The following is a 22442-nucleotide window of genomic DNA, read 5'->3' on the forward strand; positions in this document are numbered from 1 at the left end:
TCCATGGCGCTCACGCCCCCGCAACCGGACCCACCCCGCCTTCGACAGTTTCCTGCGAGCTGTTGGAACCTGCTGCTATTGGTGGGTGCCGACCGTTGGTCGGCACGGGGTCGGATCCCGGTTCTGTTTTTGACTCTTGCGAATTCCTTCGGTGGGGATTTCCACCGCGCCCGCAGGAAACTATCTGGAGGAGGCGGGTCACCCTGGACAGGACCGTTGGCGCCATGGATGGCGCCATCGAGCACCATGGAGGGGGTTTTGCGTGTCCTGGCCAGGGTGACCCACCTCCTCCCCTCCGATATCAGGAAGGCGCGTAAACCACACCAACGCCTTTCACTCCGGCGCCAGCTGGTCCATCCGTATCCGGTTGGCGAACAACGAGAACGCCAGCATGCCCGCCAATCCGTTCGCACGGCTCACCCAGTGCGGCAGCCAGCGCGGTGGCTTCAACACGCCGCTTTCGAACAACGGTGCGAAGGCAATCGCATCGGTCAGGCTCATCTTGCCGGCAAACAACCAGCGGCAGACCTGCAGGCGATCCTCGGCCAGCATGTGCCGGAAGAAGGTATGCACCGACACCAGCCCGCGCAGGTACACCGTGTCCTTGGTGAAGGCCAGGCCTCCACTCGGCGGCACGCCGCGGAACACGCGCTGCGCCGAGGCGAAGCTTTCTTCCGGATTCTGCCCGGCCTCGCAGAAATAGCGGTACACCTCGATGAAGTCCGCACCTTCGCGTGCCATCGCAATGGCTTCGGTGCGCAGGCTGATGCGCTTCAGCCGTTCGATGTCGATGCTGCCGGTGATCTGCTCGGCGAACGTGGCCAGGCCTTCCTGGGTGGCGGTCACCCGTGGCGAGGACAGGGCCAGGCTGGGCAGCACCGGTTGTTCGCGGCCATTCAATGCGGTGAGCGAATGCACCAGCGCTTCGTGGTGGAACAGCTGCGCGCGGTCGTAGGCGCTGAAACGTGCGCTGGTACGCAGGCGTATGCGGGTCGGGCCAGCGGCCGCCTTGGAAACCAGTTCCGGGTCCAGCTGCACCTGGATGATGCGCGATTCAAAGAAGCCGTCGAGGTCGTTCTGCAGCTGCAGCTGCAGGGCGATGGCCGATACCGGTACCTGTTCTTCCGGCGCCAGCAGTTCGCTGTCCAGTTCGCTGGCGATCTGGATGAAATGGCGGGCGGCCTCTCGCGTGCTAGGGCCGTTGCCGGGCAGCGGCTGTTCCGGCGCACCGAACAGCTGCACCGAACAGCGGTCCACGGCGGCAGTGCCCAGGCTTTCCAGCAGCTGCGCGGCCAGGTCCCAGCTCTGCGCGGACTGCTGCACGTAGTGGCCCAGCGGATGGCTGGGATCACATTCGGCGGCGATGGCGGCCAGCGCGCGGCGCTCCTCGCTGAAATCCAGTTTCGGGTACTCCACCTTCGGCAGCACCGGCTGGCCGCGGGCCACGCTGTCCAGGAACGGTGCCTGCACCGTTGCCGGCCAACTGGTCAGCCCCAGCAGGCGGATGCCGCCTACGGCCTCGACCAGTCGCGCGTCGAGCGCCGCATGGTGGGCCACGTCATGGTCCAGCGTCGCGGTCGTTTCCATGGGCGGACTATAACGCCCTGCCCGCGAGATGGTAGTTGCCAACCTTGGTTGGCATCCGCCGCAGGCGAGCTTCGGACACCTCCGTGCCAACCAAGGTTGGCACCTACCAGAGCAGGTGAAGGCGGGGCCATTGCAGGGGTCAGAGCCCAATGCCGCGCAATGGCATCCGACCCCGCGATACCCATCAGCGCCTGCGCGGCTTGCCCGCCGGGCGGAACTGCTGGCCCTTGCCCTTCTTGCCGCCGCGCTCCTGTGCGGTTTCGGCCTGGCGCACGGCCAGCTTGGCGGCGGCGGCAGCTACTTCTTCCTTCAGCTTGAAGTAGTTCTGCAGCCGGCTCTCTTCGATCTCACCGGCATCGATGGCAGCGCGCACGGCGCAGCCCGGCTCCTGCTGGTGCATGCAGTCATTGAAACGGCACTGCGCCGCCAGTGCCTCGATGTCGGCGAAGCCGCCTTCGGACAGTGTTTCTTCGCCGGTCGGCTTCAGCTCGCGCATGCCCGGCGTGTCGATCAGGCACGCGCCCATCGGCAGCGGCATCAGCGCGCGGTGGGTGGTGGTGTGGCGGCCGCGCGAATCGTTGGCGCGCACGGCATTGGTCTTCATCCGCTGCTCGCCCAGCAGGGTATTGGTCAGCGTGGATTTGCCGGCGCCGGACGAACCGACCAGCACCACCGTGCGGCCCGGGCCCAGCCACGGCTCCAGCACGGACACGCTGTCGGCATCCAAGCCATTGATCGCGTGCAGCGCGATGCCCTGCATCTCCAGCTCCTCCAGCACCGCCAGCGCGTCTTCGCTGTACTCGGTCTGGTCGGCCTTGGTCAGCACCACCACCGGTTCGGCACCGCCGCCACCGACCAGCAGCAGGTAGCGCTCGATGCGGCGCGGGTTGAAGTCGGCATCCAGGCCACAGACGATGAACACCGTATCGATGTTGGCCGCGATCACCTGCTGGTGGTAATGCTCGCCAGCCGCGCCGCGCTTGATGGCGGTACGCCGTGGCAGCAGCGCAACGATGCGGATGCCGTCCAGCAGCACCCAGTCACCCACCGCCGGCCGCTCGTGGCTGGGGAAGCGCGGGCGCTGCCATTCCGGCAGCGACTCGGCCTTGATCGAGGCGTCCGGGCCATCGGCCACCACATAGTGGGTACGGTGCTGTTCGATCACGCGCGCCGGGCGGGCCTGCGGGTGCGCGGCCATGGCGGCCTGCCAGTCGGCCTGCTGCGGCGGGCCCGGCCAGGGCCAGCCGATGGTCTGCAGGGCGTTGAAATCGGGGGTCTGGGTCATCGCCGCCATTCTAACCGGCCCGATGCCCTGCCAGCCCAGCAATGGCAGGCCCTGGGGCCTTGCCATGCACTGCAGCAATTCCGGTAGGATGGAAACCCCATGCCTTTTGACGGCCCAGCCCCCATGTCCACCACGTCGCACAAGCCCCTGGCCACCCGCGAGCGCCTTTCCGAAGTGCGCTACGAAATCCGCGGAGAACTGGCCCGGCGAGCGCGGGAGCTGGAAGCGCAGGGCCGCAAGCTGATCAAGCTGAACATCGGCAACCCCGGCAACTTCGGCTTCCGCGCGCCCGAGCACCTGCAGCACGCGATTGCCGATGACATGGGCCGCACCGACCCGTACACCCACCAGCAGGGCCTGCCGGTGGCCCGCGAAGCCATCGCCGCCGCCTATGCGCGCCGTGGTGCGCCCGATGCACATCCGGACCGCGTGTTCGTCGGCAACGGCGTCAGCGAGCTGATCGACCTGTCGCTGCGCGCCCTGCTGAACCCGGGCGACGAAGTGCTGGTGCCCTCGCCGGACTACCCGCTGTGGTCGGCCGCCGCCATCCTCAACGACGGCCGCCCGGTGTACTACCGCTGCGCGCCGGAGAACGGCTTCCAGCCCGACCCGACCGAGATCGAGACGCTGGTGTCCTCGCGCACCCGCGCCATCGTGCTGATCAACCCGAACAACCCCAGCGGCGCCAGCTACCCGCGCGAGCTGCTGGAGCGCGTGGTCGAGATCGCACGCCGCCACAACCTGCTGCTGCTGGTCGATGAGATCTACGACCAGATCCTCTATGACGATGCGGTGTTCCAGCCGGTCGCGCCGCTGGCCGGCGACCATCCGTGCCTGACCTTCAGCGGCCTGAGCAAGGTGCACCGTGCCTGCGGCTGGCGCGTAGGCTGGGCCCACCTCAGTGGCGACGACGCGCGCCTGGGTGAGTTCCGTGCGGCACTGGACCTGCTCAGTGCACTGCGCCTGTGCGCCAACGTGCCGGGCCAGTACGCCATCGACGCTGCGGTAAACGGCCCGGACACCATTTCAGAACTGTGTGCCCCCGGCGGCCGCCTGTATGAAACCCGCCGCGCGGTGATCGAGGCCTGCGAAGCCAGCGAACACCTGTCGCTGGTCGCGCCGGCCGGCGCCCTGTACGCGTTCCCGGCCGTGGTCGGTGCTGCCGCCAAGGGCTTCGACGACCACAATTTCGCGCTGGACCTGATGAACAACGAAGGCGTGCTGGTGGTACCGGGCTCGAGCTTCAACGTGCCCTACCGCCACCACTTCCGCGTGACGCTGCTGCCGGAAGCCTCGGTGATGCGCGATGTGTTCGCGCGCATCGACCGCGTGCTGGCCCGCCGTGCCGAGGACGCCACCAAGGTCGTGCCGCTGAAGCCGCGCCGCTCGGTGGCCTGAGCGTGGCGCTGTCCTTCCTGGCGCTGGGCGACTCGTACACCATCGGTGAGGCGGTCGCGGTCGAAGGCCGCTGGCCGCACCAGCTGGCTGCGGCGCTGCGCGCGCAGGGCGTGGACCTGGCCGACCCGCAGACCATCGCCACCACCGGCTGGACCACCGACGAGCTCGATGCAGGCATCGATGCGGCCGCACCGCAGGGCCCGTTTGGGTTCGTCAGCCTGCTGATCGGGGTCAACAACCAGTACCGCGGGCGTGCGCTGGACGAGTACCGCCACCAGTTCGAGGCGCTGCTGCAGCGTACGATCGGCTTTGCCGGTGGCGATGCCGGCCGCGTGCTGGTGCTGTCCTTCCCCGACTGGGGCGCGACCCCGTTCGGCGCGGGCAGCGGTCGTGACCTGGCCCGCATCGAGATCGAGACCGACGAGTTCAACGCCGCCGCCGAGGTGATCAGCACCCAGCGGGGCGTGGCCTTCGTCGACATCACCGACATCAGCCGCACGCACGGCACCGACCCGGCGATGATCGCCGGGGATGGCCTGCATCCGTCCGCGCGGATGTATGCGTTGTGGGCCGAACGCGCCCTGCCCGTGGCCACGCAGCTGCTGCAGCGCACGGACTGAGCCATGACGGGCCTGCCAGGGAACGGCACACCGCTGGAATGTTCGCCGCTGGAGCGCGGCCAGGCACGGGCCATTGCCGAGGCCTTCCGCCCGGTGCAGGCCTGGGGCAACCGCCGCGACTACTACTACACGCGCGGCAAGCTGGGCAGCGACCCGCTGTACGACGGCGTGCTGCAGCACCTTCCCGACGATGCCCTGCCGCTGCTCGACCTGGGCTGCGGGCTGGGCCTGTTCGCCCACGTGCTGCGCCAGCGCGGCCGCCGCCAGCCCTACCTGGGCGTGGACGTGGATGCCGGCAAGATCGCCCGCGCGCAGCGGGCCGGCGCCGGCCTGGACGATGTGCGTTTCGACTGCCTGGACGTGCAGGCGCCGCTGCCTGCGCAGGCCGGGCACGTGCTGCTGCTGGACGTGCTGCAGTATCTGGACGCGCAGCCGCAGCTGGCGCTGCTGAACGCCGCCAGCGCACGGGTGGCACCCGGGGGCAGCCTGCTGCTGCGCACGCCGCTGGCCACCGGCGACCGCCGCGACCGCACCACGCGCGTGGCCGATCGCCTGGCCTGGCTGGTGGGCTGGATGGGTACGCGGCCGCGGCATTACCCCGACCCCGCGCGGCTGCGGGCAACGCTGGCCGAGGCGGGATTGCAGGTGGGCCAGGTGCGCCCGCTGCATGGGCGCACCCCGTTCAACAGCTGGTTGCTGGTGGCACAACGCCCCACCGTGTAGCGCCGGGCCATGCCCGGCTGCCTGTACGGCGTATTGCGCCGCCGCCCGAGCATAGGCTTGGGCGCTACAGACGATCCAACCGCTGGCGTGTAGAGCCGAGCCCATGCTCGGCTGCCTGTACGGCGCATTGCGCCGCCGCCCGAGCATAGGCCCGGCGCTACCGCACTACAGGGACGGCAGCCGCGCCTTCAGGCCACGCTGGTCCAGCACCTGCAGCACGCGTTCGATGATGGCCAGGTTGTGGCCGTGTGCGGCACCTTCATGCAGCAGCACGATGGCACCGGGCCGCAGGTCGGGCAGCAGGCGTGCCAGTACTCCGTCGGGCGTGCAGCCCACGCCGTCATAGCCGCGCGCGCTCCAGCCCACGCGCACCAGGCCCAGCGCCGCCAGCACCGGTGCCACGAACGGGTTGGTCATGCCCACCACCGAGCGGTACCAGCGCGCCGGGCGGCCGCTGACCGCTTCCAGCGCCTGGTGGCAGCCTTCGATCTCGGCACGCATCGCCGCCGGGCCCAGCCGCCAGAACCGGGTCTGCGGGTGGGTGTGGCTGTGGTTGCCCAGATCATGCCCGCGGCGCAGGATCTCCCCCACCAAGGCCGGGTGCGCCAATGCGCGCTCGCCGACCAGGAAGAAAGTCGCCTTCGCCTGGTGCCGGTCCAGCAGGTCCAGCAGCGCCGGGGTCTCCGCGCTGGGGCCATCGTCGATCGTCAGCCAGACGCTGTCACCGGCGTCGGCCAGGCGGTCCAGCACCGGCGTGTAGAAACGGCTGTTGGGCAGGAACACCGGCACCATGAACAGCGCGTGGCTGGCCACCATCAGCGGCAGCCCCCAGCGCCAGCCGGCCAGCACCCAGACCAGGATCACCGCCACCTGCGACGCCACCAGCCAGGGCAGCCAGCGCCACGGCCGGGTCGGGATGCGATGCAATGTTCCTGCGTTGGTCATGCCCCATGATGCCATGGGGCGTAGAATGGGTGATTCGAATTTACGGACCCTAGACTGCCCATGTCCCTCGATCCCGCCCTGCGTTCGCGCATCGAATCCCTCCTCAACGACAACCGCGTCGTGCTGTTCATGAAGGGCCAGCCGTCGATGCCGCAGTGCGGCTTCTCGGCCAAGGCCGTGGGCGCCCTGCAGGACCTGGGCGTCGACTTCGCCCACGTCAACGTGCTGGCCGACCAGGAAATCCGTGAAGGCATCAAGGCCTACGGCGACTGGCCGACCATCCCGCAGCTGTACATCGACGGCGAACTGGTCGGTGGCAGCGACATCATCCTGCAGATGGCCGCCAGCGGCGAACTGAGCAGCGTGCTCGGCCTGGCCGCGCCGGACCGCACCCCGCCGCGCATCACCGTCACCCCGGCCGCCGTGGAAATGCTGAAGGGTGCGCTGGCCGATGCACCGGGCGCTTCGCTGCAGCTGACCATCGATGCGCGCTTCCAGCCGAACTTCCAGCTGGCTCCGCACGATGACAGCGCGATCGCTGCCGAATCCAACGGCCTGCGCGTGCAGTTCGACCTGTCCAGCGCACGCCGCGCCGACGGCATCACCATCGACTGGGTCGATGACATCCGCGGCAAGGGCCTGGCCATCGACAACCCGAACGCGCCCAAGCCCGTGCAGGAAATCAGCGTGCGTGACGCCGACGACCTGGTGCGCGCCGGCAACGTGACCCTGGTCGACGTGCGCCCGGCCGACGAGCGCGCCATCGCCGCGGTCGGCGTGCCGTTCAAGAGCTTCGACGGCAACGGTCGCGCCGAGCTGGAAGGCCTGCCCAAGGACACCCCGCTGGCCTTCCTGTGCCACCACGGTGGCCGCAGCGCGCAGGCCGCCGAGCAGTTCCGCACCCTGGGCTTCACCAAGGTGTTCAACGTCACCGGCGGCATTGACGCCTGGTCGGACGAGGTGGACAACGGCGTGCCGAAGTACTGATCGGCTGCGGTTGGAACCTACGAAAAACGCCGGCGAACGCCGGCGTTTTTTTATCCACGCATGGCGTGGACCTACCCCGCAAACCCGCCTTCGGCGAGGAAATCCAGTTCTTCCGGGCTGGGAATGCGGCCCAGCACGGCATTGCGGTGCGGGAAGCGCCCGAAGCGGCGGATGACGTCACGGTGCACTTCGGCGTACTGCAGGTATTCCTTGTCACCCAGCACGTCGAACATGGCCACCGAACGATCCTGGTCGAACGGATCTTCGGAATGCTCGAACGGCAGGTAGATGAAGGCGCGCAGCTTGGGCACCAGCTGCAGGTCCAGGCCTTCCTCGATGGCACGCATGGCGTAATGCCGGGCCAGGCCATCGGTGGCGAAGGAATGGGCCGTGCCACGGAAGCAGTTGCGCGGGAACTGATCCAGCAGCAGCATCAGCGCCAGCGCGCCTTCGGCACTGCCCAGCCAGTGTTCGCGCCCGCGCGAGGCCGCCGCATGGTGTTCCTCCAGGAACAGCTCGCGGAACCGCGCGTCGAACGCATCATCGCGGGCGAACCACTTCGCCGGGCCCGCCTCCTTCCAGAATTCCACCACTTGCGCGGCAACGTCCATCACCTGCTCTCCAGGGCCGGCGCGCCGCGCCAGGCCGTCATCATCATTCGTCAAAGCGCAGGTGGCGGACCGACTTGCCGTTGCGCCGGATAAGCTTAAGCGCCTCGATGCCGATCTGGATATGGTTTTCCACGAACTGGGAGCTGACCTTGGCATCGGAGGCCTCGGTCTTGACCCCGTCGGGGATCATCGGCTGGTCGGACACCAGCAGCAGGGCGCCGCTGGGGATGTGGTTGGCGAAGCCGACGGCGAACACCGTGGCCGTTTCCATGTCGATGGCCATGCAGCGCATTGCCCGCAGCCGCTCCTTGAAGGCCTCGTCGTGCTCCCAGACCCGGCGGTTGGTGGTGTACACCGTGCCGGTCCAGTAGTCGTGGCCCAGGTCGCGGATCATCGTGGACACCGCCCGCTGCAGGGCGAATGCCGGCAGCGCCGGGACTTCCGGCGGCAGGTAGTCGCCGGAGGTGCCCTCGCCACGGATGGCGGCGATCGGCAGCACCAGGTCGCCCAGCTGGTTCTTGCGCTTGAGCCCACCGCACTTGCCCAGGAACAGCACCGCCTTGGGCATCACCGCCGACAGCAGGTCCATGATGATCGCGGCATTGGGGCTGCCCATGCCGAAGTTGATCATGGTGATGTCATCGAAGGTGGCACTGGCCATCGGCCGGTCCAGGCCGACGATGGGCGCCCCGGTCAGCTCGGCGAAGGTGTGCAGGTAGCCGCCGAAGTTGGTCAGCAGGATGTGCTGGCCGAACTGGTCCAGGGGCACGCCGGTATAGCGTGGCAGCCAGTTGTCGACGATTTCCTGCTTGCTCTTCATGGCGCATCCGGTACGGCGTGGGGGTGCCATTGTAGGCGTGTGCCTGCCGGCCTACACCTGGGGCCGCCTGCGGGGTGCCCAAGGTCACTTGGCAAGCGCCCCCGGCGCCGGATAGCGTCGGCGGATTCACGCGCCTGCCAGGGGAATCTGCATGCCATCCACGCTGTTGCGCGCCGGGCTGGGCCTGGCGCTGGCCTCACTGGGCACCGTCCCCGCGGTGGGCGCCTCGCGCTTCGTCGCCGACCCCTACCCCAGCACCTACCAGGCCCATCCCGATGGCCCGGTGCTGATTCAGAACGCCACCGTGCTGACCGGCACCGGCCAGCGCCTGGAGCACGCCGACGTGCTGCTGCGCGACGGCCGCATCGTCGCCGTCGGCCCGCAGCTGCAGGCCGATGCCGGCATCGCCCGCATCGATGCGCAGGGCAAGTGGGTCACCCCCGGCCTGATCGACGTGCATTCGCACCTGGGCGTGTACCCCAGCCCGGGGGTCAGCGCCCACAGTGACGGCAACGAGATGACCGCCCCGGTCACCGCCAACGTCTGGGCCGAGCACTCGGTGTGGCCGCAGGATCCGGGCTTCACCGCCGCACTGGCCGGCGGCGTGACCAGCATGCAGGTGCTGCCCGGTTCGGCCAACCTGGTCGGCGGCCGCGGCGTGGTGCTGAAGAACGTGCCGGCCACCACCTACCAGGCGATGAAATTCCCCGGTGCGCCCTGGGGCCTGAAGATGGCCTGCGGCGAGAACCCCAAGCGCGTCTATGGCGGCAAGGGCACCGCCCCGGCCACCCGCATGGGCAACGTGGCCGGTTACCGCGCCGCCTTCATCGACGCGGCCGACTACATCGCCAAGAACAGCCCCAAGCCGGCCAAGCGCAAGGGCTGGTTCGGCAGCGACAAGGGTGACAGCGCCGGTGATGCCGGCGGCAAGCGCGACCTCAAGCTGGACACGCTGGCCGGCGCCATCCAGGGCGACATCCGCGTGCACATCCACTGCTACCGCGCCGACGAGATGGCCACCATGCTCGACCTGGCCAAGGAATTCGGCTTCAAGGTGGCCGCCTTCCACCACGGCGTGGAAGCCTACAAGCTGGCCGACCGGCTGGCTGCCGACGGCGTCTGCGGCGCGCTCTGGGCCGACTGGTGGGGCTTCAAGATGGAAGCCTTCGACGGTATCGCCGAGAACATCGCGCTGGTGGACCGGCCGAAGAACAGCTGCGCCATCGTCCATTCCGACTCGCCCGAGGGCATCCAGCGCCTCAACCAGGAGGCCGCCAAGGTGATGGCGGCGGCGCGCCGCGCGCGCATGCCGGACATCGCCCCGGAACATGCCATCACCTGGATGACCGCCAACGCCGCCAAGGCGCTGGGCATCGAAGGCCAGACCGGCACCCTGGAGGCCGGCAAGATGGCCGACGTGGTGGTGTGGAACGGCAATCCCTTCAGTTCGTATGCGCTGGCCGAACAGGTGTTCGTCGATGGGCGGCGGTTGTATGACCGCACCGCGCCGGAAACGCTGCCGCGCTCGGATTTCCAGCTTGGCCAGGAGGTGCGCTGATGGGCGTGTTGAACAAGAGCCGCCGCCCATGGCTCGGCGCTACCGTCATGGTGCTGGCAGGCATCGCTGGCACTGCATCGGCGCAGGACCTGCTGGTGCGCAACGCCACGGTGCACACCGCCAGCGCGCGCGGCAGCCTGCAGAACACCGATGTGCTGGTGCAGGGCGGCCTGGTCCGCGCCGTCGGCCCCGGCCTGGCCGCACCGGCCGGCGTGGCCGTGGTCGAGGCCAATGGCCGCCCGCTGACCCCGGCGCTGTTCGGCGGCATCACCGAGATCGGCATCGAGGAGGTCTCCGGTGAATCGAGCACCGTAGACAGCACGCTGAAGCTGGGCGAGCAGCCGCTGCGCCCGGAATTCGACGTCACCCTCGCCTACAACCCGGCGTCGGTGCTGATTCCCGTGGCGCGCCTGGACGGCATCGGCTTCACCGCGCTGGGGGCCGCCACCGGCGGTGGCTTCGTGGCCGGCCAGGGCGGGGTGATGCGCCTGGATGGCAGTGCCGACCCGATCGGACCGCGTGCGCTGTTCCTGCGCCTGGGCGCGGCCGCTTCGGAACTGACCGGACAGTCGCGTGCGGCGCAGTGGATGCTGCTGCAGCAGATGGTGGACGAAGCGCGCGGCCAGGTCGCCGCCGATTCGCCGCATGCCCTGCTGACGCCCGCGGGCCGCCGCACCCTGGCCCGCTACCTGGCCGGTCAGGGCCGCATCGTGGTGGAGGTGGACCGTGCCGCCGACATCCGCCAGCTGCTGCGCTGGGCCGCGCGCGAGAAGGTGAAGATCGCCATCGCTGGTGGCGCCGAGGCCTGGCAGATGGCGGCGGACCTGGCGGCCGCGCAGGTACCGGTGTTCGTCGATGCACTGGGTAACCTGCCTACCAGCTTCGACCAGATCGGCGCCACCCTGGAAAACGCCGCGCGCCTGCAGCGTGCGGGCGTGCCGGTCAGCTTCGCCCAGCGTGACGATGCCTCGCACAACGCGCGCAAGATGCGCCAGCTGGCCGGCAACGCGGTGGCCAATGGCCTGCCGTGGGCCGATGGCCTGGCCGGCCTGACCCGGGTGCCCGCCCAGGTGCTGGGCGTGGCCGACCAGATCGGCACCATCGAACCAGGCAAGCGCGCCGACCTGGTGCTGTGGGAAGGCGACCCGCTGGATGTGGCGCACTATGCCGAACAGGTCTGGCTGGGCGGACGCGCCATGCCGATGCGCTCGCGCCAGACCGAACTGCGTGACCGTTACCTGCAGCACAACGCGCACCCCTGACCGCCCGAGGAATCCGCCGATGCCGACCCTGCGCTGGTATTTCGATTTCGTCTCGCCCTATTCCTACCTGCACTGGCAGAAGGTCAAGCAGTTGCCGCAGTTCGCGGCCATCCAGCCGGTGCCGATCGCGTTCGGTGCGGTGCTGCACCACCTGGGCAACCTGGGCCCGGCCGAGATTCCGGCCAAGCGCCGTTTCATCTACCGGCAGCTGCTGTGGACCGCACAGGCCGAAGGCACGCCGCTGCGCTTCCCGCCCGCCCATCCGTTCAACCCGCTGGCCGCGCTGCGCCTGTGCCTGGCCGCCGGTGCCAGCCCCCAGGCGGTGGACGTGCTGTTCGACTGGATCTGGCGCGAGGGCAATGCCGGTGACAGTGCCGAGACGCTGCGCATTCCGGCGGCGCGGCTGGGCATCAGCGACGTGCAGGCGGCCTGCGCCGAGCCTGCGGTGAAGGAGCAGCTGCGCCGCAATACCGAAGCGGCCATCGACAGTGGCATTTTCGGCGTACCGACCCTGTCCATCGATGGCGAACTGTTCTGGGGCAACGATGCCCACCCGATGATGGCCGCCGTGCTGGCCGACCCCGGCCTGCTGCAGCGCCCGGACTGGCAGGCCGTGATAACGCTTCCAGTGGCGGCACAGCGCAGTCGCTGAACAGGACGTGGCGTGATTCCCTCGCGCGCCCCGGATAAAATTGCGATAGCTTTCACATTCCGAACCTACAACCGCCCTGGAGGGGGAGCCGGATGCGCATCGGAATCGTCGTCGATTCGGCCTGCGACCTGCCGCAGGATTTCATTGCCGAGCACAACATCGTGCTGCTGCCGATCACAGTGCGGATCGGCGAAGCGGTGCTGGCCGACCACCGTGACGAGCAGGCCACCCTCAGCTTCCTGCACGCCCACGTGGCCGAGCATGGCGCCGAAGCCGAAACCATCCCCTTCAGCGTCAACCAGATCCGCGATCTGTTCCTGCAGCAGCTGGTGATCGATTACGACCACGTGTTCTGCATGACCATCACCAAGACGCGCAGTCCGATCCACGACAACGCGCTGCAGGCCAGCTTCGCCATCCTCAACGACTACAAGCCGGTGCGCCAGGCGGCGGGCTACAACTCGCCGTTCGCGCTGCGCGTGCTGGATACCCAGAACCTGTTCGCCGCGCAGGCGGTGACCGCGGTGGAAGCGGTGCGCCTGCGCGACAGTGGCGCCAGCGTGCAGCAGATCCGCGAACGGCTGGAAGAACTGTCCGGCAACGTGCACGGCTACATGGTCACCCGCGACCTGTATTACATGCGCGCCCGCGCCCGCCACAAGGGCGACCGCAGCGTCGGCCTGCTCAGCGCGGCGCTGGGCAGTGCGCTGGACATCAAGCCGGTGCTGCATGGCTACCGTGGCGAGACCGGCCCGGTGGCCAAGATCAAGGGCTTCGACAACGCCGTGCAGAAGCTGTTCGGCGTGGTCAGCCAGCGCGTGCGCAGCGGGCTGATGACCCCCACCGTCTGCGTCAGCTACGGCGGCGAGCTGGAGGAACTGCGGGCCCTGCCCGGCTATGCGCAGATGAAGGAGGTCTGCGCCAGCCACGCAGTGGCCGTGTACGAATCGGTGATGAGCCTGACCGGCATGGTCAACGTCGGCAAGGGCGCGGTGACCGTAGGCTTCGCCGACGGGCCGCATCGCTTCGAATAAGCCGTTCTGGCGTACACAAGCATTGCACCGCGGCTGTGCCAGCCTTGCCGCACCTCAAGGAGACGAACCATGCCTGCGCAGTACCACATCAGCCTGCCCGACCCGTCCAAGGCCCGCGGCACCGACCCTGACCTGTCCTTCCATTCGCAGAGCGCCGGCGGGTTCGCCGAGGAGCTGCAGGACGCCCTGCGCAGCGGCACCCTTTTCGAACGCTGGAAGGCCAAGCAGCCCGACCCGGATGCGGTGGAACCGCAGTGGGGCGTGACCGACCCGGACGCTACCGTCACCGGTGAGCAGAAGGACCTACGCATCAACCTGGTGGCCACCACCCGCATCGACAGCGACGTGTTCAAGCAGCGCCTGCGCCTGCTGGCCGGCCACCACTGGGAACTGCGCGACGTGCGTTGAGGCCACCGCCTTCGCCGGGCATGGCCCGGCGCTACCGCCGCGATGTCGTGATCGACCGGGCGCCGGCGGCCATGCTCTGGTAGACGCCAACCTTGGTTGGCGCTTTCCAGCGCACCGGGCATGCGGCTGGCACACTGTCGGGATGAGAAAAAAAGATGCCATCACCCGGCCGGGGACGCGCGGCGAAAAGAAGCTGCGCGATGCCCCACGCCGTCTACGCTACCTGGAACAGTGGGCTGACGGCTTCCGCGGTGCGTTCCCCTCGCCAGACGCGCTGGGGAGTGAAACCCGCTACTGGAATTACAAGGTTCCCACCCGTGCCGACCTGATCGAAGGCCCTGCCTCCACACGGGAAATCCAGCGGGCCTGTGCCCAGTCGCTCATCACTGCTTGCACCAACCTGATCCAGTCACGCCCTGTTTCGCAGGCGGACGTGCGGGTGACCTGCTGCATCGCTTGGCCCGGCATGTTCGCAAGCGAAATCTGCCTTTATCTGGACGAAGACTATTTCCAAGGGCATGTGGCCACCACAGCGGATGGCCAGGTCACCGCGATTACCTCGCGCAGCCTGGCCAACGAGTGGCACCTTGTCCTGCCCGAAGGGGTTCATGAGCGCGGCGTGCAGGTCAGTATTTCTCCTACCGAGCACGATGACGGACTGGAACAGGAATACTGGTCCTACGGCGAGGTAGCTGACGGGCGTTGATGTATCCGCCGGGTCCACAGCACATGGCCCGGCGCACGACGCACCCCGGTAGACGCCAACCTTGGTCGGCGCTTCTGCAAAAGGCTGCCAACCAAGGTTGGCAACTACCGACGATCCGCCGGGCATGGCCCGGCGCTACCGCCATGATGGGTAGCGCCGGGCCATGCCCGGCGTTTTCATGTCATTGCCAACCACCGCCCAGCGCGCGGTACAGCTCCACCCGGGCGATGGCGGCCGTGGCCTGGCTGTTGGCCAGCGCGGCCTGGTTGTCCAGCGCGATGCGCTGGGTACTCAGCACATCCAGCATGTCCACCACGCCGGCCTGGTATTGCCGCCGCGCCGCGCCGAGGGCGGCTTCGCTCTGCGAAACGGCCACCTGCAGCTGCGTGCTGCGCTGCTGCTCGGCCGCGTAGCCATCGATGGCATCGTCCACTTCATGCCAGGCCTGCAGCACCGTGCGCTGGAACTGCAGCGCCGACTGCTGTTGTTGCAGGCGGCTCAGCGCCAGGTTGGCCTTCAGGCGCCCGCCCTGGAAGATCGGCAGGCTGATCGACGGTCCGATGCTGAAACGGTGTGCATCCCAGCCGTCCAGGTCATCCAGCTGCTTTGCCTGGAATCCCGCATCGCCATTCAAGGTGATGCGCGGCAGGAAGCTGGCCTTGGCCACGCCGATGTTCGCGGTGGCCGCATGCAACGCCGCTTCGGCGCGGCGGATGTCCGGTCGGCGTTCGGCCAGTTCACTGGGCAGCCCCACCGCCACCGGCGGCAGCACCGGCCAATCGGCACGCACGTCCTGCAGCTGCGCATCCAGTGCCTGCGGTGGCCTGGCCAACAGGAAGGCCAGTGCGTTGCGCAGCTGCGACTGGCGGTGCCGCAGCGGGGCGATGCGTGCCTGCAGCGCGGCCACCTGCGCCGCGGCGCTCGAGACCTGCAGCGTGCTGGCCACGCCCTGGCGCTGCCGCGCCTCGGTCAGGCGCTGGATGTCGGCGGCAATGCCCAGGTTGTCTTCGGTGATGGCCAGCAGCTGCGAGGTCGCGCGCAGCTGCAGGTAGGAGCGCGCGGTTTCGGCCAGCAGCGCGATGCGCACCGCATGCGCGTCCTCCTCGGCCATCTGCACGCGGGCGTCGGCCGCTTCCACCTGGCGGCGCACGCGGCCCCACAGGTCCAGCTCCCAGCTCAGGCCGATGCCGGCCTGGAACAGGCCGAAGTCCTCGCGGCCCGCATTGCCGGAGGGATCGCTCAGGCCGACCTCGCTGTTGCGTGCGCGCACACCGCTGGCGCTGGCCGCCACCGAGGGCAGCCGGTCGGCCGCGCTGATGCCACGCGCCGCGCGGCTCTGCTGCACCCGGTTGGCGGCCAGCTGCAGGTCCAGGTTGGACTGCAGCACCTGCCCGGCAAGCTGGCCCAGCAGCGGATCATGGAAACCGGCCCACCAGGCTGCATCGTCGTCGAGAGGCGTGGTGGTCACGGCCTCGCCCCGCCACTGCGCCGGCAGCCCGGCCTGCGGCCGCACGAAGTCCGGCCCCATCGTGCACGCCGCCACGGCCAGGCACAGCGCCGCACTGGCAAGCGTCTTCACCACGCGACGCGTGCTCATGCGCCCTCCCCGCCCTGCAGGTCCACGCGCGCTTCCACCGACATGCCGGCGCGCAGCTGCTCCGCCAGCGGCTGGCCCGGTTCCAGCACGATCTTCACCGGAATGCGCTGCACCACCTTGGTGAAGTTGCCGGTAGCGTTTTCCGGCGCGACGGCGGCGAAGGTCACGCCGGTGGCCGGGGCGATGCTGTCGATGTGGCCGTGCAGGCGCGTGCCAGGGAACACGTCCACCGTCAGCTCCACCGGCTGGCCGGCGTGCATGCGGGTCATCTGCGTTTCCTGGAAGTTGGCGACCACGAAGGCGCGCTGCAGCGGCACCACGGCCGCCACCGCCGTGCCCGGCGTCAGGTAGGCACCGACGCGTACCGCGCGGCGGCCGACCACCCCGTCGATGGGTGCACGCAGTTCGGTATGCGAAAGATCCAGTTCCGCTCGCGCCTGCGCCGCTTCGGCGCGCTGCACGGCGGCCTGCGCCGATTGCACGCCGGCAGCGAGGATGCCGGTGCGCTGGCGTGCGGTGCTGAGTGCGGCCTGGCCCTGCTGCACGTGCGCGCTGGCCACGGCCTGCTTCGACTGGGCCTGCTGCGCGTTCTGCACCGTGCCGGCGCCATCGCGGGCGAGTTCGTGGTAGCGCTGCTGGTCGGCGCTGGCCAGGGTCAGCTCGGAGCGGCTGACATCGACGCTGGCGCGGGCCTGTTCGATCAGCGAGCCCTGCTGTGCCAGCGCGGCCTGCGCATTGGCCAGCTGCGCGCGCGCATTGGCCAGGTCGGCGCGCGCCGCCTGCAGCGCCACCTGGTAGTCGCGGTCGTCGATGCGGGCCAGCACGTCGCCGGCCTTCACCACCTGGTTGTCCTGCACCTCGACGCTGCTGACGAAGCCAGCCACCTTCGGTGCGACCACGGTGAAATCAGCATTGACGTAGGCGTTGTCGGTGCGCTGGTAGCGGCCGTCGCGCAGCAGCAGCCAGCCGCCGAGGGCCAGCGCCAGCACGCCCAGCGCAAGGCCGGTATTGAGGGTTGTCTTGTTGAGGCTCATGCGGGGGAGTCCTTGAAAAGTGGGGTCAGGCCACGGCACGTGGCGGATGGACGCGGGTCGCCCACGGCAGCAGCGGCAGGCAGCCCAGGGCCACCAGCGCGACCAGCCAGTACAGGTCGGCCGAGGTCAGCGCCTGGACCTGGGCGTGCAGGCGTGCGGGAAGATCGGCGCTGGCCGGCAGCCACGGCTGGTTGCCCAGGTGGTCCACCAGCGCGGTGGAATGCAGGTGGCGCCGCGACTGCCCGACCGCATCGAGCACGCCGCCGGCGAACACCGCGGAAAAGCCCTTGACGGTGTTGAACCAGGCCGAGGCGAACGGACCGTCCTGCGGTGCCAGCCCGGTGGTCGCCAGCAGCAGCAACGGCAGCACCGCCATCGGCTGTGCCACCACCTGCAGCAGCTGCACCCACAGGAAGTTGTCGCGGTTCCACTGCACGTCCAGGTGCGCGCCGAGGAAGCAGGCCGCAGCCAGCAGCAACAGCCCCGCCGCCTGCACCCAGCGGCAATCCACCGCACGCTGGTTCATCAGGGTGGCCACCAGCGGCAGCGCAATGACCTGCGGCAGCGCCACCCACAGCAGCATCGGCGCGGTCTGCAGCGGGCGGTAACCCTGCACGCTGGCCAGGTAGCCGGAGGGAATGGAAATGACGGCCAGCAGCACGAACAGCACGCCCACGCAGGTCACCAGCGCGTAGCTGAGGTTGCGGTGGGCCAGCAGCTGCAGCTTGAAGAACGGCAGCGGGTGGAACCATTCGTTGATGAGGAACAGCACCAGCAGGCCGCTGCCGCCGCCCAGCAGCACCGTGATCAACGGCGAATCGAACCAGTTCAGGCGCGCGCCCTGGGTCAGGCCCAGCACCAGCATGACCAGCGCGGGCAGCCCCAGGGCCAGGCCCACGCCGTTGAACTGGGCAAAGCGCTCCAGCCGCAGTGGGTCCTGCGGCAGGCCCCAGCCGACCATCGCCATGCCAGCCGCGCAGAACGGCACGATCTGCCAGAACGCGAACTGCCAGCCCGCGTGCTCGACCCACAGCGCGGCCAGCGGCGTGCCCATGCTTGGCCCGAAGGTGGCGGTCAGTGCATAGCCGGCCAGGCCGTACAGCTTGATGCCCGGTGGCAGGAAGCGCAGCGCCACGCTCATCAGCAGCGGCGGCAGCGCGCCACCGGCCAGGCCCTGCAGCGCGCGCAGCAGCAGGAAGGTGGGCAGGTCCGGTGCCAGCGGGCACAGCACGCCCAGCAGCATGAAGGCGGCAATCATCACCAGGGCGAAGCGGCGCAGCGAGAACGTCACAGCGCACCACGGCGCGAACGCCATCGCGCTGACCGACATCGCGCTGTACACGCTGATGATCCAGCTGCCGTCATCGACGCTGAAGCCCATCGCGCCGCGGATGTCGGCCAGCGCGACCTTGGTGATGTTCTCGTTGAAGCCCGACACCAGCACCACCAGCAGCACGCCGCACAGGCCCACCACGATGCGACGGTCGAAGGCGGGCGCAGATGGCGCGGCGGGGGCCCGGGGCAAGGCGACCGCGCTCATCGGTGCCGGCCGATCCGTGCGGCGCACGGCAGGTGAAGCGACATGGCGTGCGCTCGGTGACGGTGGGGAGCGCAGTCTAGGCAGGCCCACTGCTGCGAAAAATGGCGTGGGTGCGATGCCACCCGTGCGTGGGACGCACGTATCCGGGCGGATGCCGATTCCGGTAGGTGCCGACCGTTGGTCGGCACATCCTCAGATGCTACACGGCGTCAGCGTCGCACATCGCCTTGATCGCGCGGCGCAGCCAGCGGTGTGCCGGGTCGTTGTCCATGCGCGGGTGCCAGGCCTGCACCAGGGCAACCGTGCGCACCGATACCGGCAGCGGGAACATGCGCAGCGGCAGCCCCATGTAAGCGATGCGATCGAGCATGACGCTCGGCATCTGCGGCAGCACCAGGTCCGACGCGGCCGCTGCGAAGATCGCGCCATGGAAGGTGGGGATCACCATCGCTACCCGTCGGGCCAGGCCCATCTGCGCCAGCTCATCATCGATCGGACCATGGGCGATGCCCCGCCGCGAGACGGCAATGTGGTCGCAGGCGGCGAAACGCTCGGCGGTGATGTCCCCGTCGAACAACGGATGATCCTCGCGGGCCGCGCCCAGCAGCGCCGTGGTGAACAGGTTCTGCACCTTGGTCTCCGGTGCATGCTTGCCGGCGGTGCTGATGAACAGGTCGATCCGGCCCTGCACCATCGCATCATCGTCGGTATCGCCTTCAGGCATGAAGCGCAGCGTGCAGCGTGGCGCCTGCTGGCGGAACACCTCGCGCAGGCGGCCGCCGTAGCTGCCGATGAACACATCGTTGGCGCGGATGCTGAAGGTGTGCTCGAGGGTCTGGATGTCCACTTCGCGGCCATCATGGAACACCCGGTGCGCCTGCTCGATCACATCGCGCACCTGCTCGCGCAGCTCCAGCGCGCGCGGGGTCGGCGCCAGCCCGCGGCCGGCCCGCACCAGCACCGGATCACCCAGCGCCTCGCGGATCCGCCCGAGGGTACGGCTCATGGCCGGGGCGCTGAGATTCATCCGGCGTGCCGCACCGGCGACGCTGCCTTCGTCCAGCAGGACATCCAGGGCGAGCAGCAGGTTCAGGTCAGGCAAGGGCATGGCAGTCTCCAGCAGATAAGATGACTCTACGACACCCTTGGCCAAAGTCGATTGCATACCGTGCAGGTATTACCTGCGCCGCACGGCATGGGTGCGCGGCGCGGCATGGGCGACCATCACCGCCTGCCAAGGAGCCTCCCCATGTTCACCACCCTGCTGGTCGCCCTCGATGGCGGCCCCCAGCACGACGCCCTGCTGGACCTGGTCACCCACGTTGCCGGCCCGCGCAGCCGCATCCACCTGCTCTGCGTGATCGACCCGGAGTTTGCCCTGCCCGCCGATGCCGGCGACGCCGACCGCCGCGAATACCCCGCCGCGGCGCGCCAGCAGGCGAAGGCCGAGGGCCTGCTGCAGGACGCCATCGCACAGCTGCGCGAGCGCGGCATCGATGCCCGCCCGCTGCTGCCGGCGGGTGATCCGGGCGAAGTGATCAGCACCCAGGCGCGCGAATTGGGGGCCGACCTGATCGTGATCGGCCATCGCCACCTGTCGCGGCTGCAGCGGCTGCTCGACAGCTCGGTGGCGCAGTGGACGCTGGACCACGCGCCGTGCCCGGTGCTGGTAGAAACGCGCGGCGGCTGACATCGCGCACGTTGCCCGCACGGTGCGGGGTCGCTATTGTGGTCCCATCAACCGAGACAAGGATCTGTCATGCGCAAGACCCTGATCTGTACCGGCCTGCTCCTGGCAATGTGTGCCGGCAGCGCCATCGCCAAGGAAGTGCCGCGCATCGACGCGAGCAGTGATGAAGCGGCCAGCAGCAGCTTCGCGGCCATGTTTGATGCCCTGCCTGCTGCCGAGCAGGCGGAGCTGGCCGTCGCGATGCTCAAGCTCAACATGCGCGGCGTGAATAGCGCTTACGATCTCGCCGGCAGACCGGATCCGTCCATCGTGCCGATAAAAGACGATGTGAGCGGCATGACCGCCGCAGAGATCATCGCGCTGGCGCAGGATGCAAACGACGTCAAGATTGTCGACGTCACTGCCGACTGACCTGCCACGCACAGACCCAGCGTCGTTGCCGGGCCTGTGCTGATCGCCAGGCCGGCAACGCCTCAGCAGTCGATCACGCCTTCTTCGCCACTCTCATCGTCCAGCACCCGGGCGTGCAGGGTCACCTGGTTGCGGCCGGCACGCTTGGCGGCGTACAGCCCGGCATCGGCGTCGGCCAGCAGCTGGTCGGCGCTGGCCGTGGCCGGCGGGTGCAGGTAAGCCACGCCGATGCTGATGCTGACCGGGCCTTCGGGCAGGCTCAGCGCTTCCACTGCCAGGCGCAGCCGCTCGGCCAGCGCCAGCACGCCCGACAGCGAACTGCCCGGCACGATCACCGCGAATTCCTCGCCGCCATAGCGCGCCACGCTGTCAGCCGCGCGCCCGGCGGTGGCCTGCAGCACGGCCGCCACGGCGCGCAGGCATCGGTCGCCCGCCGGGTGGCCGTGCTGGTCGTTGAACGCCTTGAAGTGGTCGATATCCACCAGCAGCAGGGCCAGCTCGGTGCCGCTGCGGCGGGCGCGGTTCCACTCGGCCTGCAGCACCGTGTCGAACTGGCGCCGGTTGGCAACGCCGGTCAGGCCATCCTGCCGCGCCAGCTGGTCCAGCCCGGCCTGGCGTTCCAGCAGATCGATCTGCAGCAGGGTGCTGCGCAGGCTGAAGCCCAGCGTGGCCACTACGAACCCGGCCAGCGCCAGCGGCCGCGCGTGGTCCACCACCAACGTGCCGACCACCAGCAGCAGCAATGGCAGGATCATCGGCCCACCCGCCTGCACCAGCCGCGACAGCCGCGGGTGCAGCACCACGCCCCGGGCCGGTGCCTGGCGCAGTGCAAGCAGGGCCAGCAGCAGGAACGGCATGTCGATCAACAGATCGTTGTAGGCGCCGAAGGACTGCTCGGCGGTGTAATGGTTGATGTAGAACGCCACCAGCAGGTAGCCCAGCGCGTACAGGGCCAGCGCACGGAAGAACACCCGCCGCTCCGGCACATCGCCGGCCAGCCAGCGCACCACGGCGAAGGCGGCGATGCACAGGTTCTGGATGTCGAACATGTGCTGCATGTTGGCCATCGCCTGGTCATCGACGTCGATGCGGTCGGCGAAGGACTGCGTGTGCACGAAGAACAGCACCCCCAGCAGGGCGGCCATCAGGCCGTCGATGAGGCTGATGGTCCAGCGCTCGCGCCGGGCCCGGGCGAGGATGAACACCAGCGGCACGCCATACAGCACATACAGCAGCAGGCTCACGCTGGGGGTGATGTTGGCCCGCCCGGCACTGAGCGCATCGAGCATGTTGAAGCCCATGCCGCCGGCCCAGAGCAGCAGGGCCAGCGCGGTGGCACGCCACCCCAGCGCCGCCCGGTCACGTTGCGCCCGCCACAGGCAGGCGGCCGCGGCCAGCAAGGGGGCCGCGGTCAGGAAGCCAAACGAACCGCCACCGGCCGTCCCAGGCCAGAACGCCACGACCAACCCGTGGCAAAACAGGTACAGCAGCGCCAGCACTACCGGCATGCACTACCCCCATCCGCAAGGCCGTATGCGCGCACCATACCGCAGCACACGGCCACCGCGGCGTGA

Annotated in this window: 22 protein-coding genes; 12 read left to right on the forward strand and 10 right to left on the reverse strand. The window is 69.1% G+C overall.

Features of this window, described 5'->3' with window-relative positions; all coding sequences use genetic code 11:
* Nucleotides 1-333 precede the first annotated feature (333 nt).
* Nucleotides 334-1587 carry a flavohemoglobin expression-modulating QEGLA motif protein gene (locus AC3WL7_RS20065; protein WP_079223250.1) on the reverse strand — a complete coding sequence of 418 codons (1254 nt, stop codon included), beginning with the start codon at nt 1585-1587 and terminating at the stop codon, nt 334-336.
* A 184-nt stretch (nt 1588-1771) separates the two neighbouring features.
* Nucleotides 1772-2881 (reverse strand): ribosome small subunit-dependent GTPase A, encoded by a 1110-nt coding sequence (gene rsgA, locus AC3WL7_RS20070; RefSeq protein ID WP_108760360.1) that lies wholly within the window; start codon nt 2879-2881, stop codon nt 1772-1774.
* A 114-nt stretch (nt 2882-2995) separates the two neighbouring features.
* On the opposite strand from rsgA, the gene AC3WL7_RS20075 reads away from it, so the two are divergent.
* Genes AC3WL7_RS20075 through AC3WL7_RS20085 form a run of 3 tightly spaced genes read left to right on the forward strand, consistent with a single transcriptional unit; the run spans nt 2996 to nt 5613 of the window.
* Entirely contained in the window at nt 2996-4270 is a 1275-nt protein-coding gene (locus AC3WL7_RS20075) for a pyridoxal phosphate-dependent aminotransferase (protein WP_079223263.1), read from the forward strand.
* Nucleotides 4271-4272: 2 nt separating this feature from the next.
* A complete protein-coding gene (locus tag AC3WL7_RS20080) occupies nt 4273-4890 on the forward strand; it encodes an SGNH/GDSL hydrolase family protein (protein WP_492752722.1) in 618 nt (205 codons plus the stop codon).
* 3 nt (nt 4891-4893) lie between these two features.
* On the forward strand, nt 4894-5613 hold the full coding sequence (locus tag AC3WL7_RS20085) for a class I SAM-dependent methyltransferase (RefSeq protein WP_492752723.1): 720 nt from the start codon (nt 4894-4896) through the stop codon (nt 5611-5613).
* Nucleotides 5614-5778: 165 nt separating this feature from the next.
* On the opposite strand, the gene AC3WL7_RS20090 is transcribed toward AC3WL7_RS20085, so the two are convergent.
* Entirely contained in the window at nt 5779-6558 is a 780-nt protein-coding gene (locus tag AC3WL7_RS20090) for a polysaccharide deacetylase family protein (protein ID WP_492752725.1), read from the reverse strand.
* 60 nt (nt 6559-6618) lie between these two features.
* Between AC3WL7_RS20090 and grxD the strand changes: the two genes are divergently transcribed.
* Nucleotides 6619-7545: a Grx4 family monothiol glutaredoxin gene (gene grxD / locus AC3WL7_RS20095; protein ID WP_079223271.1), complete on the forward strand. Its 927-nt coding sequence runs from the start codon at nt 6619-6621 to the stop codon at nt 7543-7545.
* A 71-nt stretch (nt 7546-7616) separates the two neighbouring features.
* On the opposite strand, the gene AC3WL7_RS20100 is transcribed toward grxD, so the two are convergent.
* Nucleotides 7617-8156 carry a DUF924 family protein gene (locus AC3WL7_RS20100; RefSeq protein ID WP_108747341.1) on the reverse strand — a complete coding sequence of 180 codons (540 nt, stop codon included), beginning with the start codon at nt 8154-8156 and terminating at the stop codon, nt 7617-7619.
* Nucleotides 8157-8199: 43 nt separating this feature from the next.
* On the reverse strand, nt 8200-8976 hold the full coding sequence (locus AC3WL7_RS20105) for an AMP nucleosidase (RefSeq protein ID WP_492752727.1): 777 nt from the start codon (nt 8974-8976) through the stop codon (nt 8200-8202).
* A 151-nt stretch (nt 8977-9127) separates the two neighbouring features.
* On the opposite strand from AC3WL7_RS20105, the gene AC3WL7_RS20110 reads away from it, so the two are divergent.
* From AC3WL7_RS20110 to AC3WL7_RS20135, 6 genes are all read left to right on the forward strand, one after another.
* Nucleotides 9128-10534, forward strand: a complete 1407-nt coding sequence (locus AC3WL7_RS20110; protein ID WP_492752729.1) for an amidohydrolase — start codon at nt 9128-9130, stop codon at nt 10532-10534.
* Nucleotides 10534-11796: an amidohydrolase family protein gene (locus AC3WL7_RS20115; protein WP_492752731.1), complete on the forward strand. Its 1263-nt coding sequence runs from the start codon at nt 10534-10536 to the stop codon at nt 11794-11796. Before AC3WL7_RS20110 ends, AC3WL7_RS20115 begins: the two co-directional genes overlap by 1 nt.
* A gap of 19 nt (nt 11797-11815) precedes the next feature.
* Nucleotides 11816-12448: a 2-hydroxychromene-2-carboxylate isomerase gene (locus AC3WL7_RS20120; protein ID WP_492752733.1), complete on the forward strand. Its 633-nt coding sequence runs from the start codon at nt 11816-11818 to the stop codon at nt 12446-12448.
* A 92-nt stretch (nt 12449-12540) separates the two neighbouring features.
* The gene (locus AC3WL7_RS20125) at nt 12541-13482 is read left to right on the forward strand and encodes a DegV family protein (RefSeq protein ID WP_079223283.1); all 942 of its coding nucleotides are present in this window, start codon (nt 12541-12543) and stop codon (nt 13480-13482) included.
* A 69-nt stretch (nt 13483-13551) separates the two neighbouring features.
* The gene (locus tag AC3WL7_RS20130) at nt 13552-13890 is read left to right on the forward strand and encodes a hypothetical protein (protein ID WP_492752735.1); all 339 of its coding nucleotides are present in this window, start codon (nt 13552-13554) and stop codon (nt 13888-13890) included.
* Nucleotides 13891-14032: 142 nt separating this feature from the next.
* A complete protein-coding gene (locus tag AC3WL7_RS20135) occupies nt 14033-14596 on the forward strand; it encodes a DUF3916 domain-containing protein (protein WP_492752736.1) in 564 nt (187 codons plus the stop codon).
* A 181-nt stretch (nt 14597-14777) separates the two neighbouring features.
* On the opposite strand, the gene AC3WL7_RS20140 is transcribed toward AC3WL7_RS20135, so the two are convergent.
* The 4 genes from AC3WL7_RS20140 to AC3WL7_RS20155 all read right to left on the reverse strand — a co-directional run bounded on the left by AC3WL7_RS20140 (nt 14778) and on the right by AC3WL7_RS20155 (nt 19875).
* Nucleotides 14778-16193, reverse strand: coding sequence for an efflux transporter outer membrane subunit (locus AC3WL7_RS20140; RefSeq protein ID WP_492752738.1), 1416 nt, complete (start codon nt 16191-16193; stop codon nt 14778-14780).
* Nucleotides 16190-17227 (reverse strand): HlyD family secretion protein, encoded by a 1038-nt coding sequence (locus AC3WL7_RS20145; RefSeq protein WP_492752739.1) that lies wholly within the window; start codon nt 17225-17227, stop codon nt 16190-16192. Before AC3WL7_RS20145 ends, AC3WL7_RS20140 begins: the two co-directional genes overlap by 4 nt.
* Nucleotides 17228-17252: 25 nt before the next feature.
* A complete protein-coding gene (locus tag AC3WL7_RS20150) occupies nt 17253-18767 on the reverse strand; it encodes an MFS transporter (RefSeq protein WP_492752741.1) in 1515 nt (504 codons plus the stop codon).
* 199 nt (nt 18768-18966) lie between these two features.
* A complete protein-coding gene (locus AC3WL7_RS20155; RefSeq protein WP_079223289.1) occupies nt 18967-19875 on the reverse strand; it encodes a LysR family transcriptional regulator in 909 nt (302 codons plus the stop codon).
* Between the two features lie 141 nt (nt 19876-20016).
* Between AC3WL7_RS20155 and AC3WL7_RS20160 the strand changes: the two genes are divergently transcribed.
* Both AC3WL7_RS20160 and AC3WL7_RS20165 read left to right on the forward strand, forming a co-directional pair.
* On the forward strand, nt 20017-20457 hold the full coding sequence (locus tag AC3WL7_RS20160) for a universal stress protein (RefSeq protein WP_108747349.1): 441 nt from the start codon (nt 20017-20019) through the stop codon (nt 20455-20457).
* A 69-nt stretch (nt 20458-20526) separates the two neighbouring features.
* Nucleotides 20527-20868, forward strand: a complete 342-nt coding sequence (locus AC3WL7_RS20165; protein WP_079223291.1) for a hypothetical protein — start codon at nt 20527-20529, stop codon at nt 20866-20868.
* Between the two features lie 62 nt (nt 20869-20930).
* Here AC3WL7_RS20165 and AC3WL7_RS20170 read toward each other — a convergent pair whose 3' ends face one another.
* A complete protein-coding gene (locus AC3WL7_RS20170; RefSeq protein ID WP_108747351.1) occupies nt 20931-22376 on the reverse strand; it encodes a GGDEF domain-containing protein in 1446 nt (481 codons plus the stop codon).
* Nucleotides 22377-22442: the final 66 nt, after the last annotated feature.

The organism is Stenotrophomonas sp. FW305-3-2-15-E-LB1 (assembly GCF_058787375.1).

What these genes read in the sequence shown, in the direction of transcription:
- AC3WL7_RS20085 (WP_492752723.1), top strand. Translation starts at nt 4,894, where the DNA reads ATGACGGGCCTGCCAGGGAACGGCACACCGCTGGAATGTTCGCCGCTG.
- AC3WL7_RS20075 (WP_079223263.1), top strand. Translation starts at nt 2,996, where the DNA reads ATGTCCACCACGTCGCACAAGCCCCTGGCCACCCGCGAGCGCCTTTCC.
- AC3WL7_RS20135 (WP_492752736.1), top strand. Translation starts at nt 14,033, where the DNA reads ATGAGAAAAAAAGATGCCATCACCCGGCCGGGGACGCGCGGCGAAAAG.
- AC3WL7_RS20145 (WP_492752739.1), bottom strand. Translation starts at nt 17,227, where the DNA reads ATGAGCCTCAACAAGACAACCCTCAATACCGGCCTTGCGCTGGGCGTG.
- AC3WL7_RS20115 (WP_492752731.1), top strand. Translation starts at nt 10,534, where the DNA reads ATGGGCGTGTTGAACAAGAGCCGCCGCCCATGGCTCGGCGCTACCGTC.
- AC3WL7_RS20130 (WP_492752735.1), top strand. Translation starts at nt 13,552, where the DNA reads ATGCCTGCGCAGTACCACATCAGCCTGCCCGACCCGTCCAAGGCCCGC.
- AC3WL7_RS20160 (WP_108747349.1), top strand. Translation starts at nt 20,017, where the DNA reads ATGTTCACCACCCTGCTGGTCGCCCTCGATGGCGGCCCCCAGCACGAC.
- AC3WL7_RS20100 (WP_108747341.1), bottom strand. Translation starts at nt 8,156, where the DNA reads ATGGACGTTGCCGCGCAAGTGGTGGAATTCTGGAAGGAGGCGGGCCCG.
- rsgA (WP_108760360.1), bottom strand. Translation starts at nt 2,881, where the DNA reads ATGGCGGCGATGACCCAGACCCCCGATTTCAACGCCCTGCAGACCATC.
- AC3WL7_RS20110 (WP_492752729.1), top strand. Translation starts at nt 9,128, where the DNA reads ATGCCATCCACGCTGTTGCGCGCCGGGCTGGGCCTGGCGCTGGCCTCA.
- AC3WL7_RS20170 (WP_108747351.1), bottom strand. Translation starts at nt 22,376, where the DNA reads ATGCCGGTAGTGCTGGCGCTGCTGTACCTGTTTTGCCACGGGTTGGTC.
- AC3WL7_RS20140 (WP_492752738.1), bottom strand. Translation starts at nt 16,193, where the DNA reads ATGAGCACGCGTCGCGTGGTGAAGACGCTTGCCAGTGCGGCGCTGTGC.
- AC3WL7_RS20125 (WP_079223283.1), top strand. Translation starts at nt 12,541, where the DNA reads ATGCGCATCGGAATCGTCGTCGATTCGGCCTGCGACCTGCCGCAGGAT.
- AC3WL7_RS20105 (WP_492752727.1), bottom strand. Translation starts at nt 8,976, where the DNA reads ATGAAGAGCAAGCAGGAAATCGTCGACAACTGGCTGCCACGCTATACC.
- grxD (WP_079223271.1), top strand. Translation starts at nt 6,619, where the DNA reads ATGTCCCTCGATCCCGCCCTGCGTTCGCGCATCGAATCCCTCCTCAAC.
- AC3WL7_RS20155 (WP_079223289.1), bottom strand. Translation starts at nt 19,875, where the DNA reads ATGCCCTTGCCTGACCTGAACCTGCTGCTCGCCCTGGATGTCCTGCTG.
- AC3WL7_RS20090 (WP_492752725.1), bottom strand. Translation starts at nt 6,558, where the DNA reads ATGACCAACGCAGGAACATTGCATCGCATCCCGACCCGGCCGTGGCGC.
- AC3WL7_RS20065 (WP_079223250.1), bottom strand. Translation starts at nt 1,587, where the DNA reads ATGGAAACGACCGCGACGCTGGACCATGACGTGGCCCACCATGCGGCG.
- AC3WL7_RS20165 (WP_079223291.1), top strand. Translation starts at nt 20,527, where the DNA reads ATGCGCAAGACCCTGATCTGTACCGGCCTGCTCCTGGCAATGTGTGCC.
- AC3WL7_RS20150 (WP_492752741.1), bottom strand. Translation starts at nt 18,767, where the DNA reads ATGAGCGCGGTCGCCTTGCCCCGGGCCCCCGCCGCGCCATCTGCGCCC.
- AC3WL7_RS20120 (WP_492752733.1), top strand. Translation starts at nt 11,816, where the DNA reads ATGCCGACCCTGCGCTGGTATTTCGATTTCGTCTCGCCCTATTCCTAC.